Genomic DNA, 22,176 nt, shown 5'->3' on the forward strand with positions numbered 1-22,176 from the left:
TACTACCTTTATCATAGGGGAAATTTTAAATTGGATGAACGGACCTCGACTGTATCTTCATGTACTGCTATAGTCGTAATTTACAAATCATCAAACCCATTCAAATCACTCGTCTTCACGTATTGCCTTGATGTCTGCTCGAAGAAATCCGTTTTCGTGTCGTCGAAATTGTCAACGTAAGCTCGGATCCACTTCATTGGGTTATCCGTGAACTCAGGATAAATTTCGCTGAGCCCGAGCATGCGAAGCATTTTATTCGCCCGGTATTTGACATAGCCCGCCATTTCATCCAGATCGATTCCGTCAATCTCCCCTAACACATAGCGGCTCCATATGATTTCCTGCTCGACCGAGTGGCGGAATTGGTCATAAATCCATTCTGTAAAAGCTTCCGTATTGTATTCGGGGTTTTCCGCAAGCGCTGCGCGAAATATGTCGCTAATTGCTTTTCCGTGTTGCAATTCATCCCGATTAATATAGGAAATCATTGTCGACGTGCCGACCATTTTCTGATGGCGTGCGAGATTATAGAAGAATGCAAAACCGCTGTAGAAGAACAATCCTTCCAGTAATGTCGTATACACCATCGCTTTCAACACCGTTTCAATCGTCGGGTTTTCAGCAAATTCATTGTAAATATCAACGATCCGTTCATTCCGCTTCAGAAGCACTACGTCGGTACGTCCCATTTCGAATGAAGCCAGTTGCTTGTCCAGCGTCGTTACAGATGAGAGGACATACGCGTAGCTATGGTTATGCTCGCTTTCCTGATCAGCGATGGTCGCCATAATTGATTTCACCGAAGGATCGGTTGCAAAATCCGCGATTTTCATGGCGATGACAGTTTGAGGGCCGTCTAATGTCGCTAACAGTCCGATGATTTTTAGGAAAGCGTCCTGTTCGGCTTTCGACAAATTCGGAAATTGTTTCACGTCCTGCGTCATATCGACTTCATTCGCTGTCCAAAAAAGGGAACGAATTTTTTGACGCAATGTGTAGAAATGAGGGTGTGCAAGATCATTCCAGTTCAGAATACCGCTCGCTTTCCCTCCGAAAATTGCGGTTGATTTGTTTGGATTTGCTGGATTCAGCACTTTAACGCGTGTAAGTGTTGCCAATGTTGAACTACTCCTTTCGACCATTCAATTACTTTTTGTTCCTGTGCGCCGCGAGGGCTTTGCTCGATAGTAAGAGGTTCGTAGGTTGATTCATAAAATTGAGCGAGTTTTACGGCTGCTCCGCAAAACAGCTCATCCCCTCCAAACTGCGTGTCGCCAGTTCCGAAGACGTAGACGTTTTCGGGTTTGTAGCCGATGTCTGCGACGAAATCTTTCACCTCGTCAGGCGTAGAGCCCTTGTCCCATGTGAATGAACCGATGATCATCGCATCGAATCGGCGCGGATCCGGTATCGAACCGATTCCAATCCGATGCACAGTTACGTCTATTCCTCCCGCTAGCAGTGTCTCCTCCACGATTTCCGCCACTTCCTGCGTATTGCCGCTCCACGACGCATAAGCGATCAGGAATGACACCATTCGCACTCCTCGATGTCTGATGCCGTCGATCTCATGTAATACGTCGTCTTCATGCCCGATTTCCACGCTTGGACATGCAAATCGAGAAGGACGGATGCACGGATATTGTTTGGCACATAGATATTAAACGAAATCGCTTGGTCGATATGGCGCTGTCTTGCCGCATTTTGCTTGATAGACCAGCGCTGATCGACAATATATGCGGAGCGGCGGTACACATCATATGTGTTATGATCGAGATCTGGTGCAATGACAGGCAGCTTGTAATCTTTCTTTTCCTCGTGATAGAACGGTTTGAAAATCGGATCGATAGAAGCCGTAGATCCTGCGATAACCGACGTCGAACTATTCGGCGCTACAGCCATCAAATACCCATTTCGTATACCGTTTGTCGCTACGTCGACCCGTAATTCACGCCATTCCTTCGAGTCGTATTGACGTTGTTCGAAATAATCTCCAGTCTGCCAATCCGACCCTTCGAATAAAGGATAAGCCCCTTTCTCATTTGCCAATTCCATTGAAGCTTTGATCGTCAAATAGGCGATTTTCTCATAAAGTTCATCCGCAAATTCGACCGCTTCATCTGATTCCCATTGGATGTTCTTCAACGCGAGCAGATGATGCCAACCGAACGTTCCGAGTCCGATGCCGCGGTATCGGGCATTTGTCCGTTGGGCCTGAACGACCGGGATTTTATTTAAATCGATGACGTTGTCGAGCATGCGAACTTGGATTTTAATGAGTCTCTCCAAAACATCCGCCGGAACTGCGCGCCCGAGATTGATGGACGATAGGTTACAGACGACAAAATCTCCGGGTTTTGAACGTGTGACGACAATATCATCTTCGAGTGTGACAGACTCGAACTCGGTCGGACTCTGATTTTGGGTTATTTCTGTGCAAAGATTGCTCGAATACACGATGCCTTCATGTTTATTCGAATTCGCGCGGTTCACTTCATCCCGGTAAAACATAAACGGTGTCCCCGTTTCAAGCTGGCTGCGCATGATGCGTTTCATGATTTCAATCGCCGGGACGGTTTCCTTCGACAATTCAGGGTGGTTGACACATTCCTCGTACTTCTCACGGAATGAACCGCTCCCCTTCGTTTCATCGTAATGATCCTCAAGCGAATACCCCATCACCGTCCGTACTTCATGCGGGTCGAATAAATGCCAGTCACCGCGAGCTTCAACTTGCTCCATGAAAATATCCGGCAGGCAGACGCCTGTGAAAATATCATGGGCACGCAACCGCTCATCTCCGTTGTTCAGCTTCAGATCGAGGAAAGTGAAAATGTCTTTATGCCATACGTCGAGATATACTGCAATCGCCCCTTGACGTTGACCGAGCTGATCGACGCTGACAGCTGTATTGTTCAGTTGTTTGATCCATGGCAGGACGCCGCTCGAAGCCCCTTTGAATCCACGAATCGACGAGCCGCGAGAACGGACTTTACCCATATAAACACCGATGCCGCCACCATATTTCGACAGATTGGCAATATCCGTGTTGCTGTTATATATGCCGTGGAGCGAATCATCGACGGTATCGATGAAACAGCTGGACAGTTGACCATGTGGCTTGCCTGCATTTGATAACGTCGGTGTCGCAACGGTCATATAGAGATTGCTCATCGCCCAATATGCTTCCGCCACTTTGCCAAGACGGTTCTCGGTCTCATTTTGCATAAGTGTCATCGCAATCACGAGCCAACGCTCCTGCGGCAATTCGACAGGATTTTTATTGAAATCAACAGCAGCGTATCGATCCATCAACGTTTTCAACCCGATATAAGTGAACAGCTTGTCCCGCTCAGGCTCTAGAATTCCACCTAGCTCTCCTAATTCTTCACGTGAATACTTTTCAAGTAAATCCGACGTATACAAGCCTTTCTGAACAAGCCGCTCGACGTTCTCCGCAAAATCCGAGTACACAGTTGCGCCACGAAGTTTTTCCTGACGAGCATAGACCTCCTGCAAATAGATCCGCGCTGCGACAAATGTCCAGTAGGAGGACGCTTCGTCAATATTGCTGAGTGCCTCCAAAACCATCGCTTTCGACCATTCCGACTCGGTCCCTTGAGGATTCCGCTCCTTCCAGCGTGCACTCGCCGTCACAAGCTGCTTCAGTTTGTCCGCTCCGAATTCGTCTTGCAGCTTGTCCATAATGCCTGTTGATTCAATAATGATTGTCATCAAACCCATCTCCTTTTTTGATAGCTTCGCAATGAAAAAAGCGATGATTCCACCTCTTCGGTAGAGTCATCGCTCATGGATTTTGATGTTGGAAACAGATCGGGTCCTTGTACAAGAATGAAAGCAAAAAACCCGCTCGCTTCCACCTCTCAACCCCCGAAGAAAGTGTCGCTTGACGATGGACGGCAGGTCTACTGGCTAACGCTTCCTCCTTCCGCCTCCCTTCCCGCAACCTAAGCTGCAGTGGTTTTTGAGACGGTCGTCTGCGTTTACAGTTGCGGGGACAGCTCCGATTTGCGGATTCCCTTTTAAACCGATAACGGTACCATTCCATCGTTCGATACTATATGTTGTGCCTTATGTACATGTACTACCCTAACATGTAGTGTTTTAATCGTAAATAGGTAGAAAGATAGTTTGTGAGATTCTGAAGCTTTAACTTTTATCAAAGTTAAATAACTTATAATTCACTCTATACTTCCATAGAGTATGTAATGATACTTATAAAAAGGAGGTATTGATGATGGCGGATCTAACTGCAATGATGGCCTGGACATTCACGGAAGAAGTTCCTGTCCCAGAGGATATTAAGGATTTGCTCATTGATGGAGAAGTGGCTGAGGTTGCTTATAAAACAATTCGAGATGTGGCTGTAGTAACCAACAAACGTTTCATCATCGCAGACAAGCAAGGCCTTACCGGAAAAAAGGTTGAAATCTACACAATCCCATTCAAGTCGATCAATATGTACTCAACAGAGAATGGAGGACGAATGGACTTGAATGCTGAGATTGAATTCTGGACGAAGGCAGGAAAATTCAAATTAAATCTAAATAAAAAAGTCGATATACGTAAACTCGATAAAATTATAGCGAGTGCCATACTTTAAAGGAAAGAGCCGTGCTATCGGATGCACGGCTCAGTCCAACGGTTTAAGCGCAGTCGTTTGATTCACAAAAACAAAAGCATCATATCGGTTTCCGACGCGTGACGTTACGTAGTTTCCATACGCTTCGAATTCTGGATTATAGACGACCCCAATGGCGCGATGGCCGATCCAATCATTGAATAAATGACGGTTTTCCTCTATGAATAGAATGACTTGATCCCCAGCATTTGCCGCATGCAATTGCCCTTCCCAGGAATCGAATTTGGCGGGTGGGACAGTCATCCGCTTCGTAGGATCTCCCCAGCTATCGGCTGCAATGACAGTCCCTTCATACGTTCCGAAGCCGATGGCAAACGTGTTTCCCTTGCCATATTTCTCCCGCATGAGTTGGCCGACGTTGATCATATCGTGTTTGGCCATCGATGTCTCAGAGGCATCCCCAATATGCGTATTATGCTCCCAAATAATGATCTTAGCGTTCTCCCCGTGATAACTCAGTATCTCATCGACTGCCTCCACCATATGCATATCTCGCATATTCCAGGAGATTGCATCGTCTTGCATCATCGCCCGGTAATACGATTCCGCGTTTTTCGCGACCAATGCATTCATCGTAATATTCAAGTCCTTTTCCTGCTCGTTTGAATAAAGATCTTCATGACTACGAATCGTTGTCAGCAAATTGGTCACTTCACGAATGCACTCATCTGAGAAATGGGCAGCCGACAGCGCATAATGCTCCGGCATTCGGTTATATGGTTCAAAACAGGAGAATGCCTTCTTTGCTAGTTCTAAATCAGCCTTGTATTGTGGATTCTCCTGGAGAAAGTGAAGCACTTCATCAACGGATTCATAAAGGCTATACATGTCGATACCATAAAATCCCGTTTTTTCTCCTGCAGCCTTTCCATCATTATTCGACTTCAACCAATCGACAAGCTCTTCGACCTCTTCATTCGCCCACATCCATGTCGGCCAGCGATTGAACGATTGCGTCAACACTTCCCTAGCAGATCTCCCCTCTCCATCAAACCCTTTCACAAATCGGTTCACCGCCTGAGCAGATGGCCAATCGCCTTCTACTGCAATGATGGTGAATCCTTTTTCTTGGATGAGCCGCCTGGATAACGCCGCGCGAATTTTGTAAAACTCCGATGTTCCGTGCGATGCTTCCCCGAGCATGACGATTCTTGAATCCCCAATTGCGTCCATTACTGTATCAAGCGCTTCATCATTCAACGGGAAAGCGTTCTCCTGAATAGCAGACAATAGTTTTTTCGACAAATCAATCCTCTCCTCTGCTGCTAGCATACCCATGGGGCTTTATTGGAAACCGGGAGAGGGAAAAATTGAGGGGGGAAGTGGTTATCACCGGTCAAACAAGGTTTATCACCACTCAGGCGACTGTTATCACCTCTTAGACAGGGTTTATCACCACTCAGCCAGCCGTTATCACCACTCAGAAGGGGTTTATCACCACTTAAGCGGAATTCATCGCCTTTCAACTTATCTTCCCCATAAAAAAGCAACCGTTCCATCAAAAGAACGGTTGTCTTCCTCATTATTCATCCACAACTTCCAACGCCGGCTCCCCATCATCCGGTACAAGCTTAAATTTCCACTTCTTTTCTTTCTCGTCAAAAATAACTTCATCGATGACGATAAAGCCATTGGACAGCCTCTCACCCGCTATTTCTAATGCCTTCGCGACAGCTTGTGACTCGGAAAGCTTTGCATTCGCCGGCTTATAGTCCGGCAGGATCTCTACAAACTTCGCAGTCCCCTGTCCAGGATACGATTCTAAGATTGGCCCTGACCGCTCCACATTTACACGTTGACCAGCTTTCAGCTTGTCGGCTTCTGGGAATTTATAATATACAACGCTTTCAGTTCCGCCCGCTACGAATATTGTCCCTTCGCCTGCAGACAAAATGAATCCGCCTTCTGTCACAGGAGTATCCGTATATATTTGCTCAGGAGTAATGATTCTTGTTTCCCCCGGCTCCGTAATCATCCTTCCATCTTGCTCGAAATTGAGCGTATGGTCGGCGAACATCTTCCGCAGCTCCTCTTGTTGCTCCGGTTTCAGAAAATCATGTGTGATTTCAATATCGCCAGTGATGACATTGGCGTATAGACCGAATGATCCCCTTTCCGATTGCATCCCCTTTAATGCTTCCGCAACTTCTTCCTGTAAATCGTAAAGCTCCTTTTCCGTATGAGGACTGCGGAAGATATAAATCGCTTCCGCTAGGATTTCGCCTGCATCTACTTGTGGCTGCAATAGATCAAGTAATTGTTGAACACGTTCATCCGGCTCCTTGATTCCGATCCACACGCCGGATTGCTCAGCACCTCCCGTCTGATATTCGATGAAGATAACGCCTTCATAATAAAGCCCACCCTCGCCGTAAACTTTTTCCACCGCCTGGAAGACAGCAGGCCCTTCAATTGCTTTGACATTCAAATCCTCCATCGTTTCTTTCGAAGGCTCCTCAAACTCAGGGGGCGTTTCAAATGTGGCCCTCTCGTCCCGCTTAGGCGTCTCTTCAACGGTTTGCTTCAGTTCGGCAATGATCTCGCGTCCACTCACTTTTTTTAACGTTGGCCATCCGCTATCTTCAACAGAGCTATTTTGCGGGGACGCATCCGTTTCACATCCTCCAAATAACAAAGCAGCACCCAATAGTATTGATACGCTATATTTCATTCCAAAACCTCCCATTACTATGTTAGACGGATTATTAGTTTAAAAGTTACGACAAAAACCCATTGACACCCTTTCCATGATTTGATACATTCAACTACAATATCGATGACGAAGAGAGTAATGATTCATCACTTCTGTAGCGAACCGGGGTTGGTGGGAGCCTGGCGGAGTAGATTCATGAAGCGCACTTCGGAGATGCTTTTCTGAATGAAGTAGGAGAAAGCCGGTGTCTCGCCGTTAGGAGAAAGGGGCCTCTATACATAAAACAGGGGCAATTTGAGTGGTACCGCGGAACAAGCTTTCGTCTCATTTATTGAGATGAAGGCTTTTTATTTTACCTACAAAGGGGTTCGTGTGAATGAAAAAGGATATTTTGCAAGCGTTACAGACAGTCAGCCCAATCCAGTTGGAGGAGCATATGCTGGAACGTCCAGCAAATTCAAAATTGGGCGATTTTGCATTACCTTGTTTTCCGTTTGCGAAAGTGCTACGGAAATCGCCCGCTCTCATAGCGGAAGAAATTGCGGCGTCCATCAACCATCCATTAATTCGTAAAGCTGAAGCAGTAAATGGATACGTTAATCTTTTCATGAACCGGGAAGTCATTGCTAATTCGCTTCTTCAATCAATTTTGCAGCAATCAATGGCATTCGGTTCGTCCAATGAAGGCAACGGCGGTGTGGTGACAATTGATTTATCCTCTCCGAACATTGCAAAGCCATTCTCAATGGGACACCTCCGCTCCACTGTTATCGGAAATTCCATCGCTTTATTGCTCGAAAAGAATGGCTTTAAACCGGTAAAAATCAATTACATCGGAGATTGGGGTACACAATTCGGGAAGCTGCTCACGGCGTACCGAAAATGGGGCAATGAAGAAGATGTCCGTCAGGCACCCATCGAGACATTGCTGAAGCTGTACATCCGTTTCCATGAAGAAGCGGAGGCGGATCCTTCCCTGAATGCTGAAGGTCGGGCGGCATTCAAAGCGTTGGAGGACGGAGATTCCGATGCACTTGCCCTTTGGAATTGGTTCAAAACCGAGTCGTTGAAGGAATTTCAACGGATTTATGAACTGCTTGGAGTAACATTCGATTCCTATAATGGTGAAGCGTATTACAACGATAAAATGGATCCAGTCGTAGAAGAACTTGAAGAGAAAGGCTTATTGGTCGAATCGGACGGCGCTATGGTTGTCGAACTCGGAGAAGGAATGCCCCCAAGTCTAATTAAGAAATCGGACGGAGCAACATTGTATGCGACACGGGATTTGGCAGCCGCCATCGATCGGAAAAAGACGTATGATTTCGTGAAATCCCTTTATGTCGTCGGGAATGAACAAAGCTTGCACTTTACACAACTGAAGCAAGTGCTCGGCAAAATGGGATATGACTGGGCAAACGACATCCAACACGTGCCGTTCGGACTTATCTTGCAAGGCGGCAAGAAGATGTCGACGCGTAAAGGGAAGATTGTCTTACTCGAGAAAGTGTTGCAGGAAGCAATTGAACTCGCTCAGAAAAACATCAAGGAAAAAAATCCAACACTTGCCAATCAAGCCGAAGTCGCTGAAGCGGTTGGTGTCGGTGCGATTCTTTTCAGCGACCTTAAACAGCATCGGAAACATGACATCGAATTCAATTTAGAAGCGATGCTGCAAGTCGAAGGCGAAACCGGTCCGTACGTCCAATACGCCAACGCGCGAGCTCACTCCATTTTGCGTAAAGCTGGCGGTTTGAATTCATTTGACGTAAACGAAGTGAACGACCATGAATGGGAAACGATCAAGCTGCTCGAACAATTCCCGCAAGTTGTCAAACGAGCAAGCGATGACTTGGACCCATCCATTATCGCAAAATACGCGATCGACCTCGCTCAAGCATTCAATTCGTTTTACGGGAACGTGCAAGTTTTGGCCGATCCTGCAAACTTGCCTTATCGTACCGCGCTCATCAAAAGTTTCACGATTGTCTTGACGGAATCATTACGGTTGTTAGGAATGAAAGCGCCCGAGGAAATGTAAAAAAAGCAATCGTTCCACCTAGAAGGCGGGACGATTGCTTCTTCAATCAACTTTTATCACCACTCAGAACGAGGTTATCACCACTTACAACGGTTTTATCACCACTCAAAGCGACTTTATCACCACTTAGAGCCCAGTTATCACCACTCAGCAAATTTCACCATCGAAAACATTTCCATCAAAGCGCAGCCTTCACCGTTTTCCGATAATATCCGACCGTCAAGAACGCAAAGACTAGATAAATGAGAGCGTAAAAGCCCATTGCGATTGATGCAGGCAACGTAATATCGGACATGAATATGAAGGATGCTGCTTTTATCGCAAAAATCGAATGCAACAAGCCAATCAGCAATGGCAAGCCGAAGACGAAAACCTGCTTACGGACAATGCCACGCATAATATCCTGCACAGTGAAGCCCAATTGGCGCAATGTTGCGTAGCTGCTTTTCTCCTGTTCCGCTTCCGTCATTTGCTTGAAGTATAAGATGCTGCCTGTTGAAATAAGGAACACGAGGCCTAAGAAGCCAGATATGAAGATGAGTAGTCCATAGTTTTCCATACCGAAGACGTATTGTGAATAGTAATCATATCCGAACTGGTCATTTTCTTCATTGATGCGATGAAAGATCGCAGATGCATCGGCTAGCTGATCCCGATCTGGTACATTGATCGTATTAGTGATTGTAATATGTGAACCGCTTTTATCATTCAGAAAGAGCTCTTTTAATTCCTGATAAAATGCATCTTTCACAACCAACTGAGTACCCCCTGAAGGATTCAACGCATTTCCTTCGTTTACCTTCGCAACCTCTAACTGCAACTCTTTTTCAGTATTCGATAACTTGACATCGAATGGGACTTCCATTGTTTTTAATAGCCAGTAAATCCCGGCGTCATAAAGGTACGCTGTATCAGAATTAGGAATTTCAATATCAACGCCCGCCTGTTGCAATTGTTCTTCACTTATAATACTTGCCCCAAAGTAATCGGATAACAATGCAGACACACTGCCCTCTTCAAATTGGCCGTCCACTTTCAAGGTCTCAATTGTCGAATACGTGTACTCAATATTTTGCTTATCCAGTTCGCTGACAAATTTCGCGGAAGCATCTTGGCCATCCTCGTACCAGAAATCATCAAATGTAAAGTCAAACGGATAGACGAGGCGTGTTTCTTTTTCAGTCGAATAATAAAGAGAGTAGACTCCTGCCAACATGGTCAGCGTCATTGCAGACAACACGGTTATGATCGTCAATGAGTTTGCATTGCCTTTCATCCGGTGCATGAGCGGCGCAAGAGACAAACTATTGTAAAGTCCAAGATGACCTTGCTTCCGTTTCCTGATTTGGTAAAGCAACCAACTGATCGCGACTCGGAACAATAAATAAGTGCCGAGAATTGTTGTTGTCAAAACGGCGATCATGTTAATGAACAGCAATGCATTCAACATCCGACCGGATAACCAGTATCCAAATGCGATGAGTGCCATTCCTAAAATGGCAAGAAACGCTGACCGGAAGGCTTTTGGTTTTTTCGGATGTTCGCCAGTCTTCTCAGCATTGAATAATCCGAGCAAGGTGTTTCGGTAGACAGCGACGAGCATTTGAATCGATGTGAGAATGATGATTCCCAGGAATACAATCACCGTCTGTACGACGGCAGCCACCGAAAATGTTACTTCGATAAACCCTTCAAACCCAATGAGCTTCATTAACAACAATAAGAATACGCGTGACACAAGAATTCCTGCACCAATTCCTATCGCCAAAGCCCCTGCGCTCAACAACGTATTTTCGATAATCAACAGACGCGAGACAGAACCTTTCGTAAGGCCGATCAATTGATACAACCCGATTTCACGGCTTCTTCTTCTCAAGAAAATCGCATTGGCATAGACGACGAAAATTCCTGCAATGAACAATAATAGAATTCCTGCCACTGTGAATGCCGATCCCATGCTGCCGCCTGATTGTGCAACTACTGCAGGATCATGCTGCAACGTCGCGAAGACGAAATAAAGGACGACACTGAAAATGAGCGCGAAAAAGTATAGATAATAATGCTTAATGTTTTTCCGCATGCTGCGAATAACGAGGTCAAAGAGCGTCAACGCTGTCACCCCCGAGGACACCTTGAACTTTCAGGATTTCCTGGAAGAAGGCTTGTCTCGTTTTATCGCCACGGTACAGCTCTGAGTAAATATTGCCGTCTTTAAGGAAGACAACTCGGCTGCAATAGCTCGATGCGACCGGGTCGTGCGTCACCATCATGATCGTGACCCCACGTTGTTTATTGACATCCTCCAACGTTCCAAGCAGCGATGACGCCGACTTCGAGTCAAGCGCTCCTGTCGGTTCATCCGCAAATACCATGGATGGCTTATTGATGAGGGCACGAGCTGCTGACGTACGTTGTTTTTGCCCGCCAGATATTTCGTGTGGATATTTATCCGCCAACTCTTTAATTCCTAAAATATCGGCAATCGACTTGAAATGATCTTCTGCTACCCGTTTTTTCATTTTGCCAAGTGACACTGGCAGCAGGATATTTTCTTTTACCGTCAGTGTATCGAGCAGATTGTAGTCTTGAAAGATGAATCCTAATTTATCACGACGGAATTCGGATAGTTCACGGTCCTTCATCTTCGAAATATCTGAGTCGCCTATTAATATCGACCCTTCCGTCGTACGATCAATCGTCGCAAGGACATTCAAAAGTGTCGTCTTCCCGGCACCTGATGCTCCCATGATGCCGACAAATTCCCCTTCCAGCACCCGTAGGTCGATTCCTTTCAATACTTGCTGCACATTGCCTCGCGATCCGTATGATTTCCGGATATTTTGAGCGTGTAAAACGGTTTTATGTTGATCCATCATTGATCCCTCCCTGTTTGCTATACCCTTATTTTATAGGGGGAATTTGGCATGGTCGTGCGATTTAGATGACAAACAGGTCAGTCAATGTGACATTGTTGTCACGTTCGTGTAGCATCGAACTCATTTTCAGTGGAAAACGTCATGTTCATCGTCGTTCCTTTATTCATTTCTGATTGCACGGATAGCGAAATCCCGATTTTCGATGCCACTTGTTGGGCAAGATACAATCCGAGTCCGGTCGCCGCATTATGAAGCCTTCCTGTGCCCCCGGTGAACCCTTTGTCGAAAATACGGGGAAGATCGTGAGCCGGGATTCCCGGACCTTCGTCTTTGATTGATAAAACTGCATTTCCCTCCGGCAATCGATCGGTTTTAATGCAGATGACGCCTCCATCCGGGCTGTATTTTACGGCATTCGTCAACAATTGACGGATGATGAATCGGCACCATTTGCTGTCCGTCGTCACTTCCAAATTGTCGCCTTCAATTTCCACGGCGATATTCTTTTCGATGCACCAAGAACGAAGCTCGCGCACTTCAGGGGTAACCAATTGCTGTATGCCGGTTTTCTCCAACACATAGTCCGTTCCGAGTGTTGGTAATCGCGATATGTAAAGCTGGCGGTCAATGAGCAGGTGAACCCGCAGCCATTCCGCCTCGATTTTCCGGATGGCAGGATCTTGCCGATTTGCATCAATCGTCATTTTCATTGCGGTCAGCGGGGCCTTCACTTCATGCACCCATGCCGCGGTATAATCGCTTTCCATTAGGTTTGCAGCCTTCACTTCCGAGAGCTTCTTCAACTGATCATTCGCCACTTGCCGCAACAGTTCATTGATCGTTTCGTCACGTGCGAAAAGCGGTTCCGGAAGCCCTTCCTGCCAATCAAGCGAACGGTCTTCAGCTATATTTAGAAGTCCCCTCGTGTATTGCGTCTCCTTTTTATAACGCCAAATGAAAAATAATATGAAAATAGCAATGAGCAACAGATTGAGGTAAATGAGGGAGCTCACTCTCATTGAAATTCCTTTATCTACCCACACTAAGACGTCTGCTACTGCAAGAGATGCGACGAACAGCAGTATCCAGCTTTTCATATCCTTCAAATATGCAATGAACATCGTATCCCCCTCACAAGCTGACCGCCATATAACCCATTCCTTTTTTGGTGACAATCGCGTCACCAAGTCCGATGTCCCCAAGCTTTTGGCGCAGTCGCGTCACATTGACCGTCAACGTATTGTCGTTCACAAACCGCTCATCATCCCAAAGCTTACGGATCAACTCTTCACGCGACACGATTTCATCCTTTGAACCAACAAGGACCGTTAAGATGAAAAACTCATTTTTCGTCAATTCCACTTCATTTCCGTCGAGCCGGATAACGCCTCGCTTCATATCGATGATCGCGCCATTCCACTCGAACACATCTACAGGCTCTTCCGTATACGCATATGTCCGGCGTAGTGTTGCTTGTACCTTCGCAAGCAGCACATCCGTATGGAAAGGCTTTTGAATATAATCATCCGCCCCCATATTCATCGCCATCACCATATCCATCGGATGATCTCGCGACGACAGAAAGATGATCGGCACCTTCGAAACCGCTCGGATCTCCCGGCACCAATGAAACCCATCATACGCGGGAAGTTGTATGTCAAGTATGACAAGATGCGGTTTTGTTTGAATAAAAGACTTCATCACATCATGAAAATCCTCCGGCCCCGACACATGAAGCGACCACTGCCCAAGCCGCTCTTTCAGGGAATTGTAGATTGCCTGATCATCCTCCACAATGAAAATATTCATATCCATCCGATGCACTCCCTTTCTTCCTTCATTATAATGGTGTGAAGCGGGGTTGGAAAAGATTATCACCACTTGGGGCGGCGTTATCACCACTTAGAACAAGGTTATCACCACTTAGAGTGGCTTTATCACCACTCAGAGGGATGTTATCACCACTCGGAACGCTCTTATCACCACTCAGCAATTTCCAACAGAAAAACCTATCCCAGCGGAGACAACAAAGAGAGTTTCTAGACAACTTTCAACTTATCACCACTTAGATAGAGGTTATCACCACTCAGAAAGGTGTTATCACCACTCGGAACGCTTTTATCACCACTCAGCAATTTCCAACAGAAAAACCTCATCCCAGCGGAGATAACAAAGAGATTTTCTAGACTACTTTCAACTTATCACCACTTAGATTGAGGTTATCACCACTTAAACGGAGGTTATCACCACTTAAACGGAGTTTATCACCACTCAGAAGGGTGTTTTCACCACTCGGAAGGCTTTTATCACCACTCAGCAATTTCCAACAGAAAAACCTCTTCCCAGCGGAGACAACAAAGAGAGTTTCTAGACAACTTTCAACTTATCACCACTTAGATAGAGGTTATCACCACTTAAACGGAGTTTATCACCACTCGGAACGCTTTTATCACCACTCAGCAATTCCCGAACAAAAAAGCGCACGATTATGTGCGCTTTTTGTGGTTTGCTGGTAGCCACATCGTGTAGGTTCGATTACGATTTGCTCCCTCGGTATGTAAATCCATATCTCGAAGTAGTCGATTCGCATTTTGCTGTCTTTCTAGATGGAGAAACTCCCTGCAATCCTTATTCGTCATTTTTCCGCCAAACAATAAAAACCAGTCACGAATCGCTTGTATGTGTGCTTCACTACATCGGAAGCCACAATTCATGCATTCCCATTTCCGTTTATGCCAAGTCATCCCCAATGTCTTGCATTCCGAACAAATCACGCCCGTTCGAATGTCACTACGACGAATGGAATACGTCTCACAAATAGGAGAAGGAATGAATTCGCGATGGCTGCTGCTGAGCTGCGATACAAGGTCGGTGAAAGTGTCGTCATCCAACAATGGGGAGGTTGTTGGGAGTTTGCGGATAAATGTGGGGACCGCGCTTGGGAATAAAACAGGGATGTTCGTGTCGAATACTTCGATGCGTTGCCTCGCATACGCGAGGACGACGGCGCCGTATACCGGCAATGAAATATTTCGGCTGTACAGCCAGTCTTGAAACAGTTCACAGTTGCTTTCCAACTGGGCAATCGGGCTTTTGAACCCGCTCACCTCACCCGAATCCAGCACGCGGATCAGTTGTGGAGGATTTTCCGTCACCGTCAATTCACCCGCGATGTTCTTCACTTCAAATAAAACTGCATACCATGGGGTGATGAACAGCGTGTTAACTTGAAAGTATGTACTGGAGGCAAGTGATAGATCGTGAAAAATACCATGCTTCATTGAAAAAGCATAGCTCTCAAACACCTTGTCCAACTCCTGCTCACCGCCAAATCCGGCTTGCACCGCTACATGCTTTGAACGCAAAACAGGAATTGCTTCATGGTAACTCGGCAGCCGTCTCATCGCTGCCTCCAGCCCTTCTAACAATAGGGGTGCCTTTCGAAATTTATGGATGAATATGAGTCAACTCCTCTTATAGTATTCCGCTATTTGTAAGTTTAGCATATTCATCCATTTAAATTCTAACAATTCAATCAAACTGCAAATACTCCCACACATTCCCGAACGGGTCACGGAAACTGATATATTTCCCCGGTGGGCAAGGGGCCGGCTCCCCTATAATGAACTCAACATCATGTTCCTTTAAAGCTCCAACTGTTTCATAGATGTCGTCTGTTTTCAGCGTTAACACAATCCCCGAAGCCTCTTCATTTGAAACACTCTCCGACTCCTCCACAACAATCGGCAATCCCTCGTGCACAAGTGTTACAATCTTCGGCCCGTACTCCTTGTTCACTTCAAACCCTAAGACCTCCGTATAAAAATCAATGGCCTTCTTCATCTCCGGTACATGAATACTAATCACACAAACTTGTGTCATACCTCTTCCCCCATCCTTTCCCCCACATAGTTATCAATCATTCTTCGTACAAACTTCATCTGTTCACTTTCTTCATTCCAATGCAACCGGATCCATTCATACTCTCGATGCATCAATTGGCCAATCCGCGTAACTGCCTGCGCATGTTTCCCAGGTGTAATGAACTCCATGATTTCCGTTAACTCCGCTACAACCGACTCCGGCAATGACCGCTCCATCGTCTTCAACCCTAACTTCGCGCGTTCGGGCGCGTACCGCTGGATCAACACCCTCCCTAGATGATGCACGACATTCGTCAGCATTCGCACCGACCAAATGTCATTTCCCCTAGCTGCAGATTTCGAGTATTGAAATAAAAACCAACCTACATCCAAGACATCATCTCGAAATTCATCTTCCGTCAGCGCCAGTCCTTGCATCTCCATAAAACCATCCATCAAATCATGCGGATCATACAGCACCTTGAAATGGTCGCCACTAGCAAACGATTCCTTCGTCACCGTGAATAAATCAATATGCAGCAAATCATCAAACACGGCGATAATCTGAGGGGCAACAATGAAAATATCTTCCATTAGAATGATGTCGCGGTACGCCTGCAAATGCTCCACTCGGTTTGCGAGAAATTCTTTCTTATCCTCCTCGCTCACCAAACAATACAAATCGATGTCCGAATGTGCATCATGCTCCCCTCTTCCCATTGAACCTTTCAGAAAGATTGCTTGTACAAGAGGGTCCCCCTTCAAGCTACCGCAAATTTTCTCAACAGCTAATTCCTGTGGTAACATGGTTGCCCCCCTTACTTGTACACTTCCACATACTCCTCATAATCCAATACTTCAATCACATCCGACCAATGCAACACTGTACCTACAAAATCTCGAATATCCAGTCCCGGCATATCGTACGATTCGGCTGTGCTTGCAGTCCCGGTCGCGTCCTCAATAAATGTCACCTTGTATCCGCGATCGAATGCCGAAATTGCCGTAAACATACAGCAGAATTCAGTATTGAAGCCGGTTATGAATACATGTTGGACCCCGAATTTCTCCAACAAACCTGCCAGCTCCGTTTCAAAAAATGCACTCGGCGTCCATTTTTCAACAACATGCTCCGCATAATCCTTTAAAAATGGATGCAGTTCAGAACCTGCTGAATCCTTGAAAAGTGGACTTTCCTCCTCTTTATCGAAATGCCTCACAAAAATGACCGGTTTTCCCTTACTCTTAAAATCCTCAATGACATGCTTCATCAAATTCAACTCATTCGTGAAATCACCGAATTCAACGATTCCATTCTGCACGTCAATAACTAATAAAGCCTCCACACACTCACCTCCCCTTTCTAAATGAATAATTCGCTATCGAAGGCATGTTCTCCTTTTTAAAAACTAAGCTATTTTCGCTCATTTCTAATTAATGAAACTTATCGTTTCTTAACAACGTATCAATATTTAGGATTTTAGAGAGGATGAAGTAGATGGATAAAATTAAAAATAATATTGTAATAGAGTACAATGACGAAGGTTATTTAATGTACTCTGAAAGCTTTCCTGGAGCGTATACAAGAGGGAAAGACCAGAATGAAGCGCTTTCTAAATTCCCCAATGAGATTAAAAGATATTGCAAATGGGCTGGCATTGATTATTCGGAAACGGATATAGTTGAATCTGTCATTGTTCAATATAATAAAAGTAGCTTACGTATTCATGAAGCTGATTCAGACGTAATTTTCTTGTCTGAGCAAGCTCCTCTTTCAGAGCAAGAATATGAATTAATTAAAAATCGTGTATTAAAATCTGCCAATGATTTTCAGATGCTCTACGACTCGATTCCAAATAAAAATTTCACTCCTCTAAAGGAAAGAATGTCATTCTACGGGGCTGTTCCGCGGACTTCCAAGGAGATGTACGTGCACACAAACAATGTAACCAATTACTATGTAGGAGAAATTGGGGTGAAGCTTAGTAATTTGGCTAACATCCATGAAAATAGAGTCCAAGCTATTAAAGCAATAGAAAATATAGATCGTTTTTTGGAGAATAAAACGTTTAATGGAAGCTACGGGGAACAGTGGTCGCTTCTAAAAGTATTAAGAAGATTTATTTGGCATGACCATATTCACGCAAAAGCAATGTATCGTATTGCATTAAAAGAATGGGAAGAAGATCGTATTCAAAATCCATTTTACTTTTAAATACAAGTTAAAACTTAAGGTTTTTGGCCAATAATGATTTGTATTTCGGGGATAGCAAACCGCATGAAACAGCTAAGTACGGGTACGCTAACATGTTAGGAGGGTGATAAAAATGAAGCCTTTTTGTCCTGAAATTTGGCCAGAAGATCCGACGCCCGAATGTCAGATCAATTGCCAGGAATGCGGACTCTTTGAACAAGGTACGCGAATGGTATGGGGAGAGGGAAATCCACAAGCTCCGATTATGGTGATTCTCGATAATCCGGGCGCTCGGGAGGACCGTGAAGGAAAAACGATGGTGTGCGGCACGCGGCAAACATTGCAGCAAGCCGTTCATGAAGCTGGTTTGAATAAAGAACTTATCTATATAACCTACATATTAAAAAGAAGGCCTATCCGAAAATACGATAAAGAACGGACCCGGGAAATCTGCATGCATCGCCATCTGGATGAACAGGTCAAACTGCAGAAACCTGAACTTATTATTTGCATGGGCAATGTGGCCGTGCAATCCTTTTTCGAAAATGCGGAAGTCGATGTAAAAGGGTTGCGGGGCAGCTGGCATGATGTGAAGGGCTATCGGGCAACTGTCGCCTACCACCCGCTTGCCGTTAGGCGCCGACCTAATTTGTATGGGTTATTAGTGGATGATTTAGCGCTCGTAAAGGCTGCAATTCAATACTAATTATCCGGGGATCCGCTTATTGCGGTGTTGCCAAGAGAGAAGGAGAAAACGTGTATATGGCCGCTCAAGCTTCATATTCATAGCTAAGACTCTATTCTAGTACGTACGAGAATAGAGTCTTCACCACTTCCTATTAAATTGGCGTATCTTCTTGCTTCAACGTTTGTTCCAGAAGCTTTGCCGCAAAATATTTTCGTGCTTCGGCAGTCGTAATCTGTAAACAAACTTCTTCTTCCTGCTGTTTAAACTCCACGAACGTGCCACTTAAGTTTTCACGTACGGAATGGATCTTAAAGCCACTGGCTATATAGTCATCAACTTGTTTCATTTCATCCAAACTTAACAAATGATCAGACATACAAACACCCCGCTTTTCTAGTTAGAACCTTTACCATCAATCTCCTGCATGACGATATCGTCCCAGTCGTGACCAACTGTAAGCCCTAAGTACTCCGCATCACTCGGATTATCCAGTTCAGCTTGCGGGTACTTCTTAAACCACCAATATTTTGCCAACACATAGTAGACAATCGCCCCAACGAAAAAGCCAACCAATGAAGAATACGTCGGGTACATATTCGCTATCGCTCCACCAATCACCCAAGCAAATAGCCCCGCTAAGTTAAAGCCGCGCATATACTTGTATTGGCCGTCTAATTCGTACAGATCTTTTACATTCACACGACGTTTACGGATTAAATAATAATCGGCGAACAAAATCCCCACAATTGCTGTTAATATACCGCCAATGATTAATAGCACGTTGACCAACACGTCAAACAGATTCCAGGGCTGTGCTACAACCCCAATTATCCCCGCGATGATGACAGCAGCCCAGAATGGCACTTTCGGTCCACCGATGTTCGAGAAAATCGTTGCTGCAGGGATAACGTTTGCAGAAGTGTTTGTTGACCATTGCGCCAACACAATCATCAGCAATAAAACCCCCAGCACAATTCCACTTGCACTATTCATCAAGGCATTTATCGGATCAGCTGAGGCCGTTGCCATGTAAGCCACTGCCCCTATCGTTACGATAAATGTATTGGTGAGCGGCATCACGATCAATGAGCCGACTAACTGTGTTTTATTGCGCTTAAACCAATTGCGTTCATTTTTTGGTGCTTTAAAGAAACGTGACAGTGTCGGCATATCAGCTGCCAATGTCGCCCAGAACCCCATGTTCGCCATCATCACAACCATGAAAGCTGTAAAAGCCGCTATCCCTGTTGTCGGAGATTCCACCCAAGCCCATACATCTTTCCCTTGAACCGTCGCTTGATCGGCAAGCGTAATGTACATCCAGCACGATATTAAAATAATAACCGGCGCTGCAAAATCGGCAAAACGCTCAATGGATTTAATGCCAAGCGCTGTGTTGAACAACTGTAATGCCGCAAATACAAGGAAACATAGATACCAATTATTGAAGTCGAATAATAAATTCAATATCCCGTTGATGGCCATCGCGCCAAAATAGGTGTTAAGGCCGAACCAACAAGCTGCTGTCACTCCGCGGACAAGCGAAGGTACATGCGTGCCGATTGTACCAAACGGGGCTCGCATATACACCGGGAAGGACAAGCCGTGCTCAACGCCAATATCACCGATTAATGTCATGAATACGCCGATTAATACGGAACCTGCTAAAGTCGCTAAAATCACCATCGGCAATGACAGACTCATAATAGCCGAGCCTCCAATTGCAAAGGCGGCTAAAACAATTGCCATTCCTACCCAGATAACAGCAAAACCAAATGTGCCAACGATTCTTTTTTGATGTGTCACTGGAAGCAAGTCTGGGGATTTTAAATAATCTCCACCATTCGCCATTCTCGTCTCTCCTAAAATTGAATTTCCAGTTAATGCACAACCAATTATTTAGGGCCAAAATTCAAGCTGTTGATCATCGGGTAAAATTGCTGATAAGTGCTTGTCGTTCGTTCCAGGTCATCGGGGGAATCGTAGACTTTCTTTCAATCATCGAAATTGCACCGTCTACCGGACATACAATTGCGCATAAGTTACAGCCAACACAATCCTCTTCGCGTACCTTCAACATTGGACGACCACTCTCTGTGTACAGGTCAATACATTGATGTGACGTATCTTCACATGCAATATGGCACTTATTGCAGTTGATGCAGACATCATTATTGATTTGAGCAACAATATTGTAATTCAGATCCAAGTCGCCCCAGTCAGAATAGCGCTTCACGGACTGACCGAGCAAGTCCATCACCCTGGCAATGCCCTTCCCGTCCAAATAATTGTTTAGCCCATCTATCATATCTTCGACAATACTGAATCCGTGGTGCATCGCCGCTGTACAAACTTGTACGCCCGTTGCACCCATCAGCAAGTATTCTGCAGCATCCTGCCAGTTTGAAATTCCGCCGATTCCTGATATGGGAACATTGACGAGTGGATTCCGCGCGCATTCGGCGACCATGTTTAGCGCAATCGGCTTGACTGCAGGTCCGCAGTATCCGCCATGCGCCCCTTTCCCGCCAACATGCGGCACCGTATTCCATGTATCCAGATCGACACCTGCTAAGCTGTTGATCGTATTTATCATACTGACAGCATCTGCCCCGCCGCGCACTGCTGCTTCTGCAGTCACCGTAATATCGGTTATATTCGGCGTCAGCTTGACGATTACAGGTGTGCGTGCAACTTCCTTCACCCAATAGGTCTGCTTTTCAACCAATTCAGGGACTTGACCAGAGGCAGATCCCATTCCCCGTTCCGCCATTCCATGCGGACAACCGAAATTCAGCTCTAGCCCATCAACTCCGACAGCTTCTACTTTCTTGACAATTTCATGCCACTTTTCCTGCTGTGGCTCGACCATTAAGGATGCGATAATGGCGTGATTGGGAAACCTTTTTTTCGTCTCAAGAATTTCTTTCAGATTAACCTCTAATGGACGGTCTGTAATCAGTTCAATATTATTGAAGCCGGCTACTCTTTGTCCATTGAAGCTGACAGCAGCAAAGCGCGATGAAACATTCAATATTGGTTCGCCTAGCGTCTTCCATACTGCTCCGCCCCAGCCCGCTTCAAATGCCCGTTGCACTTGATAGCCCGAATTAGTCGGTGGTGCTGATGCTAGCCAAAATGGATTCGGTGATTTAATCCCCGCTAAGTCAATTCGTAAGTCTGCCATATAGTATCCCC

20 protein-coding genes, 1 riboswitch and 1 other annotated feature are annotated in these 22,176 nt (G+C 45.5%); of the genes, 4 read left to right on the top strand and 16 right to left on the bottom strand.

Features of this window, described 5'->3' with window-relative positions:
• Positions 1-80: 80 nt before the first annotated feature.
• From MHZ92_RS05720 to MHZ92_RS05730, 3 genes are read right to left on the bottom strand one after another with little or no spacing between them, the layout of a single operon-like run.
• Entirely contained in the window at positions 81-1,142 is a 1,062-nt protein-coding gene (locus tag MHZ92_RS05720; protein ID WP_239430621.1) for a ribonucleotide-diphosphate reductase subunit beta, read from the bottom strand.
• On the bottom strand, positions 1,088-1,537 hold the full coding sequence (locus tag MHZ92_RS05725) for a flavodoxin (RefSeq protein WP_239430622.1): 450 nt from the start codon (positions 1,535-1,537) through the stop codon (positions 1,088-1,090). Before MHZ92_RS05725 ends, MHZ92_RS05720 begins: the two co-directional genes overlap by 55 nt.
• A complete protein-coding gene (locus tag MHZ92_RS05730; protein WP_239430623.1) occupies positions 1,522-3,735 on the bottom strand; it encodes a ribonucleoside-diphosphate reductase subunit alpha in 2,214 nt (737 codons plus the stop codon). Before MHZ92_RS05730 ends, MHZ92_RS05725 begins: the two co-directional genes overlap by 16 nt.
• A gap of 167 nt (positions 3,736-3,902) precedes the next feature.
• A riboswitch (cobalamin riboswitch) is annotated at positions 3,903-4,081 on the bottom strand.
• A 177-nt stretch (positions 4,082-4,258) separates the two neighbouring features.
• Between MHZ92_RS05730 and MHZ92_RS05735 the strand changes: the two genes are divergently transcribed.
• Positions 4,259-4,624 carry a PH domain-containing protein gene (locus tag MHZ92_RS05735; protein ID WP_239430624.1) on the top strand — a complete coding sequence of 122 codons (366 nt, stop codon included), beginning with the start codon at positions 4,259-4,261 and terminating at the stop codon, positions 4,622-4,624.
• Positions 4,625-4,654: 30 nt separating this feature from the next.
• Here MHZ92_RS05735 and MHZ92_RS05740 read toward each other — a convergent pair whose 3' ends face one another.
• Together MHZ92_RS05740 and MHZ92_RS05745 are read right to left on the bottom strand one after the other, a co-directional pair.
• On the bottom strand, positions 4,655-5,908 hold the full coding sequence (locus tag MHZ92_RS05740) for an erythromycin esterase family protein (protein WP_239430625.1): 1,254 nt from the start codon (positions 5,906-5,908) through the stop codon (positions 4,655-4,657).
• A 277-nt stretch (positions 5,909-6,185) separates the two neighbouring features.
• Positions 6,186-7,334: a DUF3221 domain-containing protein gene (locus MHZ92_RS05745; RefSeq protein WP_239430626.1), complete on the bottom strand. Its 1,149-nt coding sequence runs from the start codon at positions 7,332-7,334 to the stop codon at positions 6,186-6,188.
• 96 nt (positions 7,335-7,430) lie between these two features.
• Positions 7,431-7,646 (top strand) — a binding site (T-box leader).
• 46 nt (positions 7,647-7,692) lie between these two features.
• On the opposite strand from MHZ92_RS05745, the gene argS reads away from it, so the two are divergent.
• Positions 7,693-9,357 carry an arginine--tRNA ligase gene (gene argS, locus MHZ92_RS05750; RefSeq protein WP_239430627.1) on the top strand — a complete coding sequence of 555 codons (1,665 nt, stop codon included), beginning with the start codon at positions 7,693-7,695 and terminating at the stop codon, positions 9,355-9,357.
• 178 nt (positions 9,358-9,535) lie between these two features.
• On the opposite strand, the gene MHZ92_RS05755 is transcribed toward argS, so the two are convergent.
• From MHZ92_RS05755 to MHZ92_RS05790, 8 genes are all read right to left on the bottom strand, one after another.
• A complete protein-coding gene (locus MHZ92_RS05755) occupies positions 9,536-11,476 on the bottom strand; it encodes an FtsX-like permease family protein (RefSeq protein WP_239430628.1) in 1,941 nt (646 codons plus the stop codon).
• On the bottom strand, positions 11,454-12,230 hold the full coding sequence (locus MHZ92_RS05760) for an ABC transporter ATP-binding protein (protein ID WP_239430629.1): 777 nt from the start codon (positions 12,228-12,230) through the stop codon (positions 11,454-11,456). Before MHZ92_RS05760 ends, MHZ92_RS05755 begins: the two co-directional genes overlap by 23 nt.
• A 101-nt stretch (positions 12,231-12,331) precedes the next feature.
• Positions 12,332-13,354: a sensor histidine kinase gene (locus tag MHZ92_RS05765; RefSeq protein ID WP_239430630.1), complete on the bottom strand. Its 1,023-nt coding sequence runs from the start codon at positions 13,352-13,354 to the stop codon at positions 12,332-12,334.
• Between the two features lie 10 nt (positions 13,355-13,364).
• Complete coding sequence (locus MHZ92_RS05770; RefSeq protein WP_304649569.1) at positions 13,365-14,048, bottom strand: response regulator transcription factor; 684 nt, start codon at positions 14,046-14,048, stop codon at positions 13,365-13,367.
• 671 nt (positions 14,049-14,719) lie between these two features.
• Entirely contained in the window at positions 14,720-15,661 is a 942-nt protein-coding gene (locus MHZ92_RS05775) for a nuclease-related domain-containing protein (protein WP_239430631.1), read from the bottom strand.
• A 103-nt stretch (positions 15,662-15,764) separates the two neighbouring features.
• The gene (locus tag MHZ92_RS05780; protein ID WP_239430632.1) at positions 15,765-16,115 is read right to left on the bottom strand and encodes a VOC family protein; all 351 of its coding nucleotides are present in this window, start codon (positions 16,113-16,115) and stop codon (positions 15,765-15,767) included.
• The gene (locus tag MHZ92_RS05785) at positions 16,112-16,903 is read right to left on the bottom strand and encodes a nucleotidyltransferase domain-containing protein (protein ID WP_239430633.1); all 792 of its coding nucleotides are present in this window, start codon (positions 16,901-16,903) and stop codon (positions 16,112-16,114) included. The genes MHZ92_RS05780 and MHZ92_RS05785 overlap by 4 nt, the downstream gene beginning before the upstream one ends.
• An 11-nt stretch (positions 16,904-16,914) precedes the next feature.
• Positions 16,915-17,442 carry a cysteine hydrolase family protein gene (locus MHZ92_RS05790; RefSeq protein ID WP_239430634.1) on the bottom strand — a complete coding sequence of 176 codons (528 nt, stop codon included), beginning with the start codon at positions 17,440-17,442 and terminating at the stop codon, positions 16,915-16,917.
• 152 nt (positions 17,443-17,594) lie between these two features.
• Between MHZ92_RS05790 and MHZ92_RS05795 the strand changes: the two genes are divergently transcribed.
• Both MHZ92_RS05795 and MHZ92_RS05800 read left to right on the top strand, forming a co-directional pair.
• On the top strand, positions 17,595-18,311 hold the full coding sequence (locus MHZ92_RS05795; RefSeq protein WP_239430635.1) for a hypothetical protein: 717 nt from the start codon (positions 17,595-17,597) through the stop codon (positions 18,309-18,311).
• 112 nt (positions 18,312-18,423) lie between these two features.
• Positions 18,424-18,996 carry a uracil-DNA glycosylase gene (locus tag MHZ92_RS05800; protein WP_239430636.1) on the top strand — a complete coding sequence of 191 codons (573 nt, stop codon included), beginning with the start codon at positions 18,424-18,426 and terminating at the stop codon, positions 18,994-18,996.
• Positions 18,997-19,129: 133 nt separating this feature from the next.
• On the opposite strand, the gene MHZ92_RS05805 is transcribed toward MHZ92_RS05800, so the two are convergent.
• The 3 genes from MHZ92_RS05805 to preA all read right to left on the bottom strand — a co-directional run bounded on the left by MHZ92_RS05805 (position 19,130) and on the right by preA (position 22,165).
• Positions 19,130-19,354 (bottom strand): hypothetical protein, encoded by a 225-nt coding sequence (locus MHZ92_RS05805; protein ID WP_239430637.1) that lies wholly within the window; start codon positions 19,352-19,354, stop codon positions 19,130-19,132.
• 17 nt (positions 19,355-19,371) lie between these two features.
• The gene (locus tag MHZ92_RS05810; protein ID WP_239430638.1) at positions 19,372-20,829 is read right to left on the bottom strand and encodes an NCS1 family transporter; all 1,458 of its coding nucleotides are present in this window, start codon (positions 20,827-20,829) and stop codon (positions 19,372-19,374) included.
• A gap of 73 nt (positions 20,830-20,902) precedes the next feature.
• The gene (gene preA, locus MHZ92_RS05815; protein ID WP_239430639.1) at positions 20,903-22,165 is read right to left on the bottom strand and encodes an NAD-dependent dihydropyrimidine dehydrogenase subunit PreA; all 1,263 of its coding nucleotides are present in this window, start codon (positions 22,163-22,165) and stop codon (positions 20,903-20,905) included.
• Positions 22,166-22,176: the final 11 nt, after the last annotated feature.

It is taken from the genome of Sporosarcina sp. ACRSL, from assembly GCF_022346605.1.
Taxonomy (GTDB): Bacteria; Bacillota; Bacilli; order Bacillales_A; family Planococcaceae; genus Sporosarcina.

Coding starts and splice junctions, on each gene's coding strand:
- MHZ92_RS05765 (WP_239430630.1), bottom strand. CDS start 13,354: ATGTTCATTGCATATTTGAAGGATATGAAAAGCTGGATACTGCTGTTC.
- MHZ92_RS05760 (WP_239430629.1), bottom strand. CDS start 12,230: ATGGATCAACATAAAACCGTTTTACACGCTCAAAATATCCGGAAATCA.
- MHZ92_RS05770 (WP_304649569.1), bottom strand. CDS start 14,048: ATGGATATGAATATTTTCATTGTGGAGGATGATCAGGCAATCTACAAT.
- argS (WP_239430627.1), top strand. CDS start 7,693: ATGAAAAAGGATATTTTGCAAGCGTTACAGACAGTCAGCCCAATCCAG.
- MHZ92_RS05720 (WP_239430621.1), bottom strand. CDS start 1,142: ATGGTCGAAAGGAGTAGTTCAACATTGGCAACACTTACACGCGTTAAA.
- MHZ92_RS05805 (WP_239430637.1), bottom strand. CDS start 19,354: ATGTCTGATCATTTGTTAAGTTTGGATGAAATGAAACAAGTTGATGAC.
- MHZ92_RS05785 (WP_239430633.1), bottom strand. CDS start 16,903: ATGTTACCACAGGAATTAGCTGTTGAGAAAATTTGCGGTAGCTTGAAG.
- MHZ92_RS05735 (WP_239430624.1), top strand. CDS start 4,259: ATGGCGGATCTAACTGCAATGATGGCCTGGACATTCACGGAAGAAGTT.
- preA (WP_239430639.1), bottom strand. CDS start 22,165: ATGGCAGACTTACGAATTGACTTAGCGGGGATTAAATCACCGAATCCA.
- MHZ92_RS05780 (WP_239430632.1), bottom strand. CDS start 16,115: ATGACACAAGTTTGTGTGATTAGTATTCATGTACCGGAGATGAAGAAG.
- MHZ92_RS05730 (WP_239430623.1), bottom strand. CDS start 3,735: ATGACAATCATTATTGAATCAACAGGCATTATGGACAAGCTGCAAGAC.
- MHZ92_RS05810 (WP_239430638.1), bottom strand. CDS start 20,829: ATGGCGAATGGTGGAGATTATTTAAAATCCCCAGACTTGCTTCCAGTG.
- MHZ92_RS05795 (WP_239430635.1), top strand. CDS start 17,595: ATGGATAAAATTAAAAATAATATTGTAATAGAGTACAATGACGAAGGT.
- MHZ92_RS05725 (WP_239430622.1), bottom strand. CDS start 1,537: ATGGTGTCATTCCTGATCGCTTATGCGTCGTGGAGCGGCAATACGCAG.
- MHZ92_RS05745 (WP_239430626.1), bottom strand. CDS start 7,334: ATGAAATATAGCGTATCAATACTATTGGGTGCTGCTTTGTTATTTGGA.
- MHZ92_RS05800 (WP_239430636.1), top strand. CDS start 18,424: ATGAAGCCTTTTTGTCCTGAAATTTGGCCAGAAGATCCGACGCCCGAA.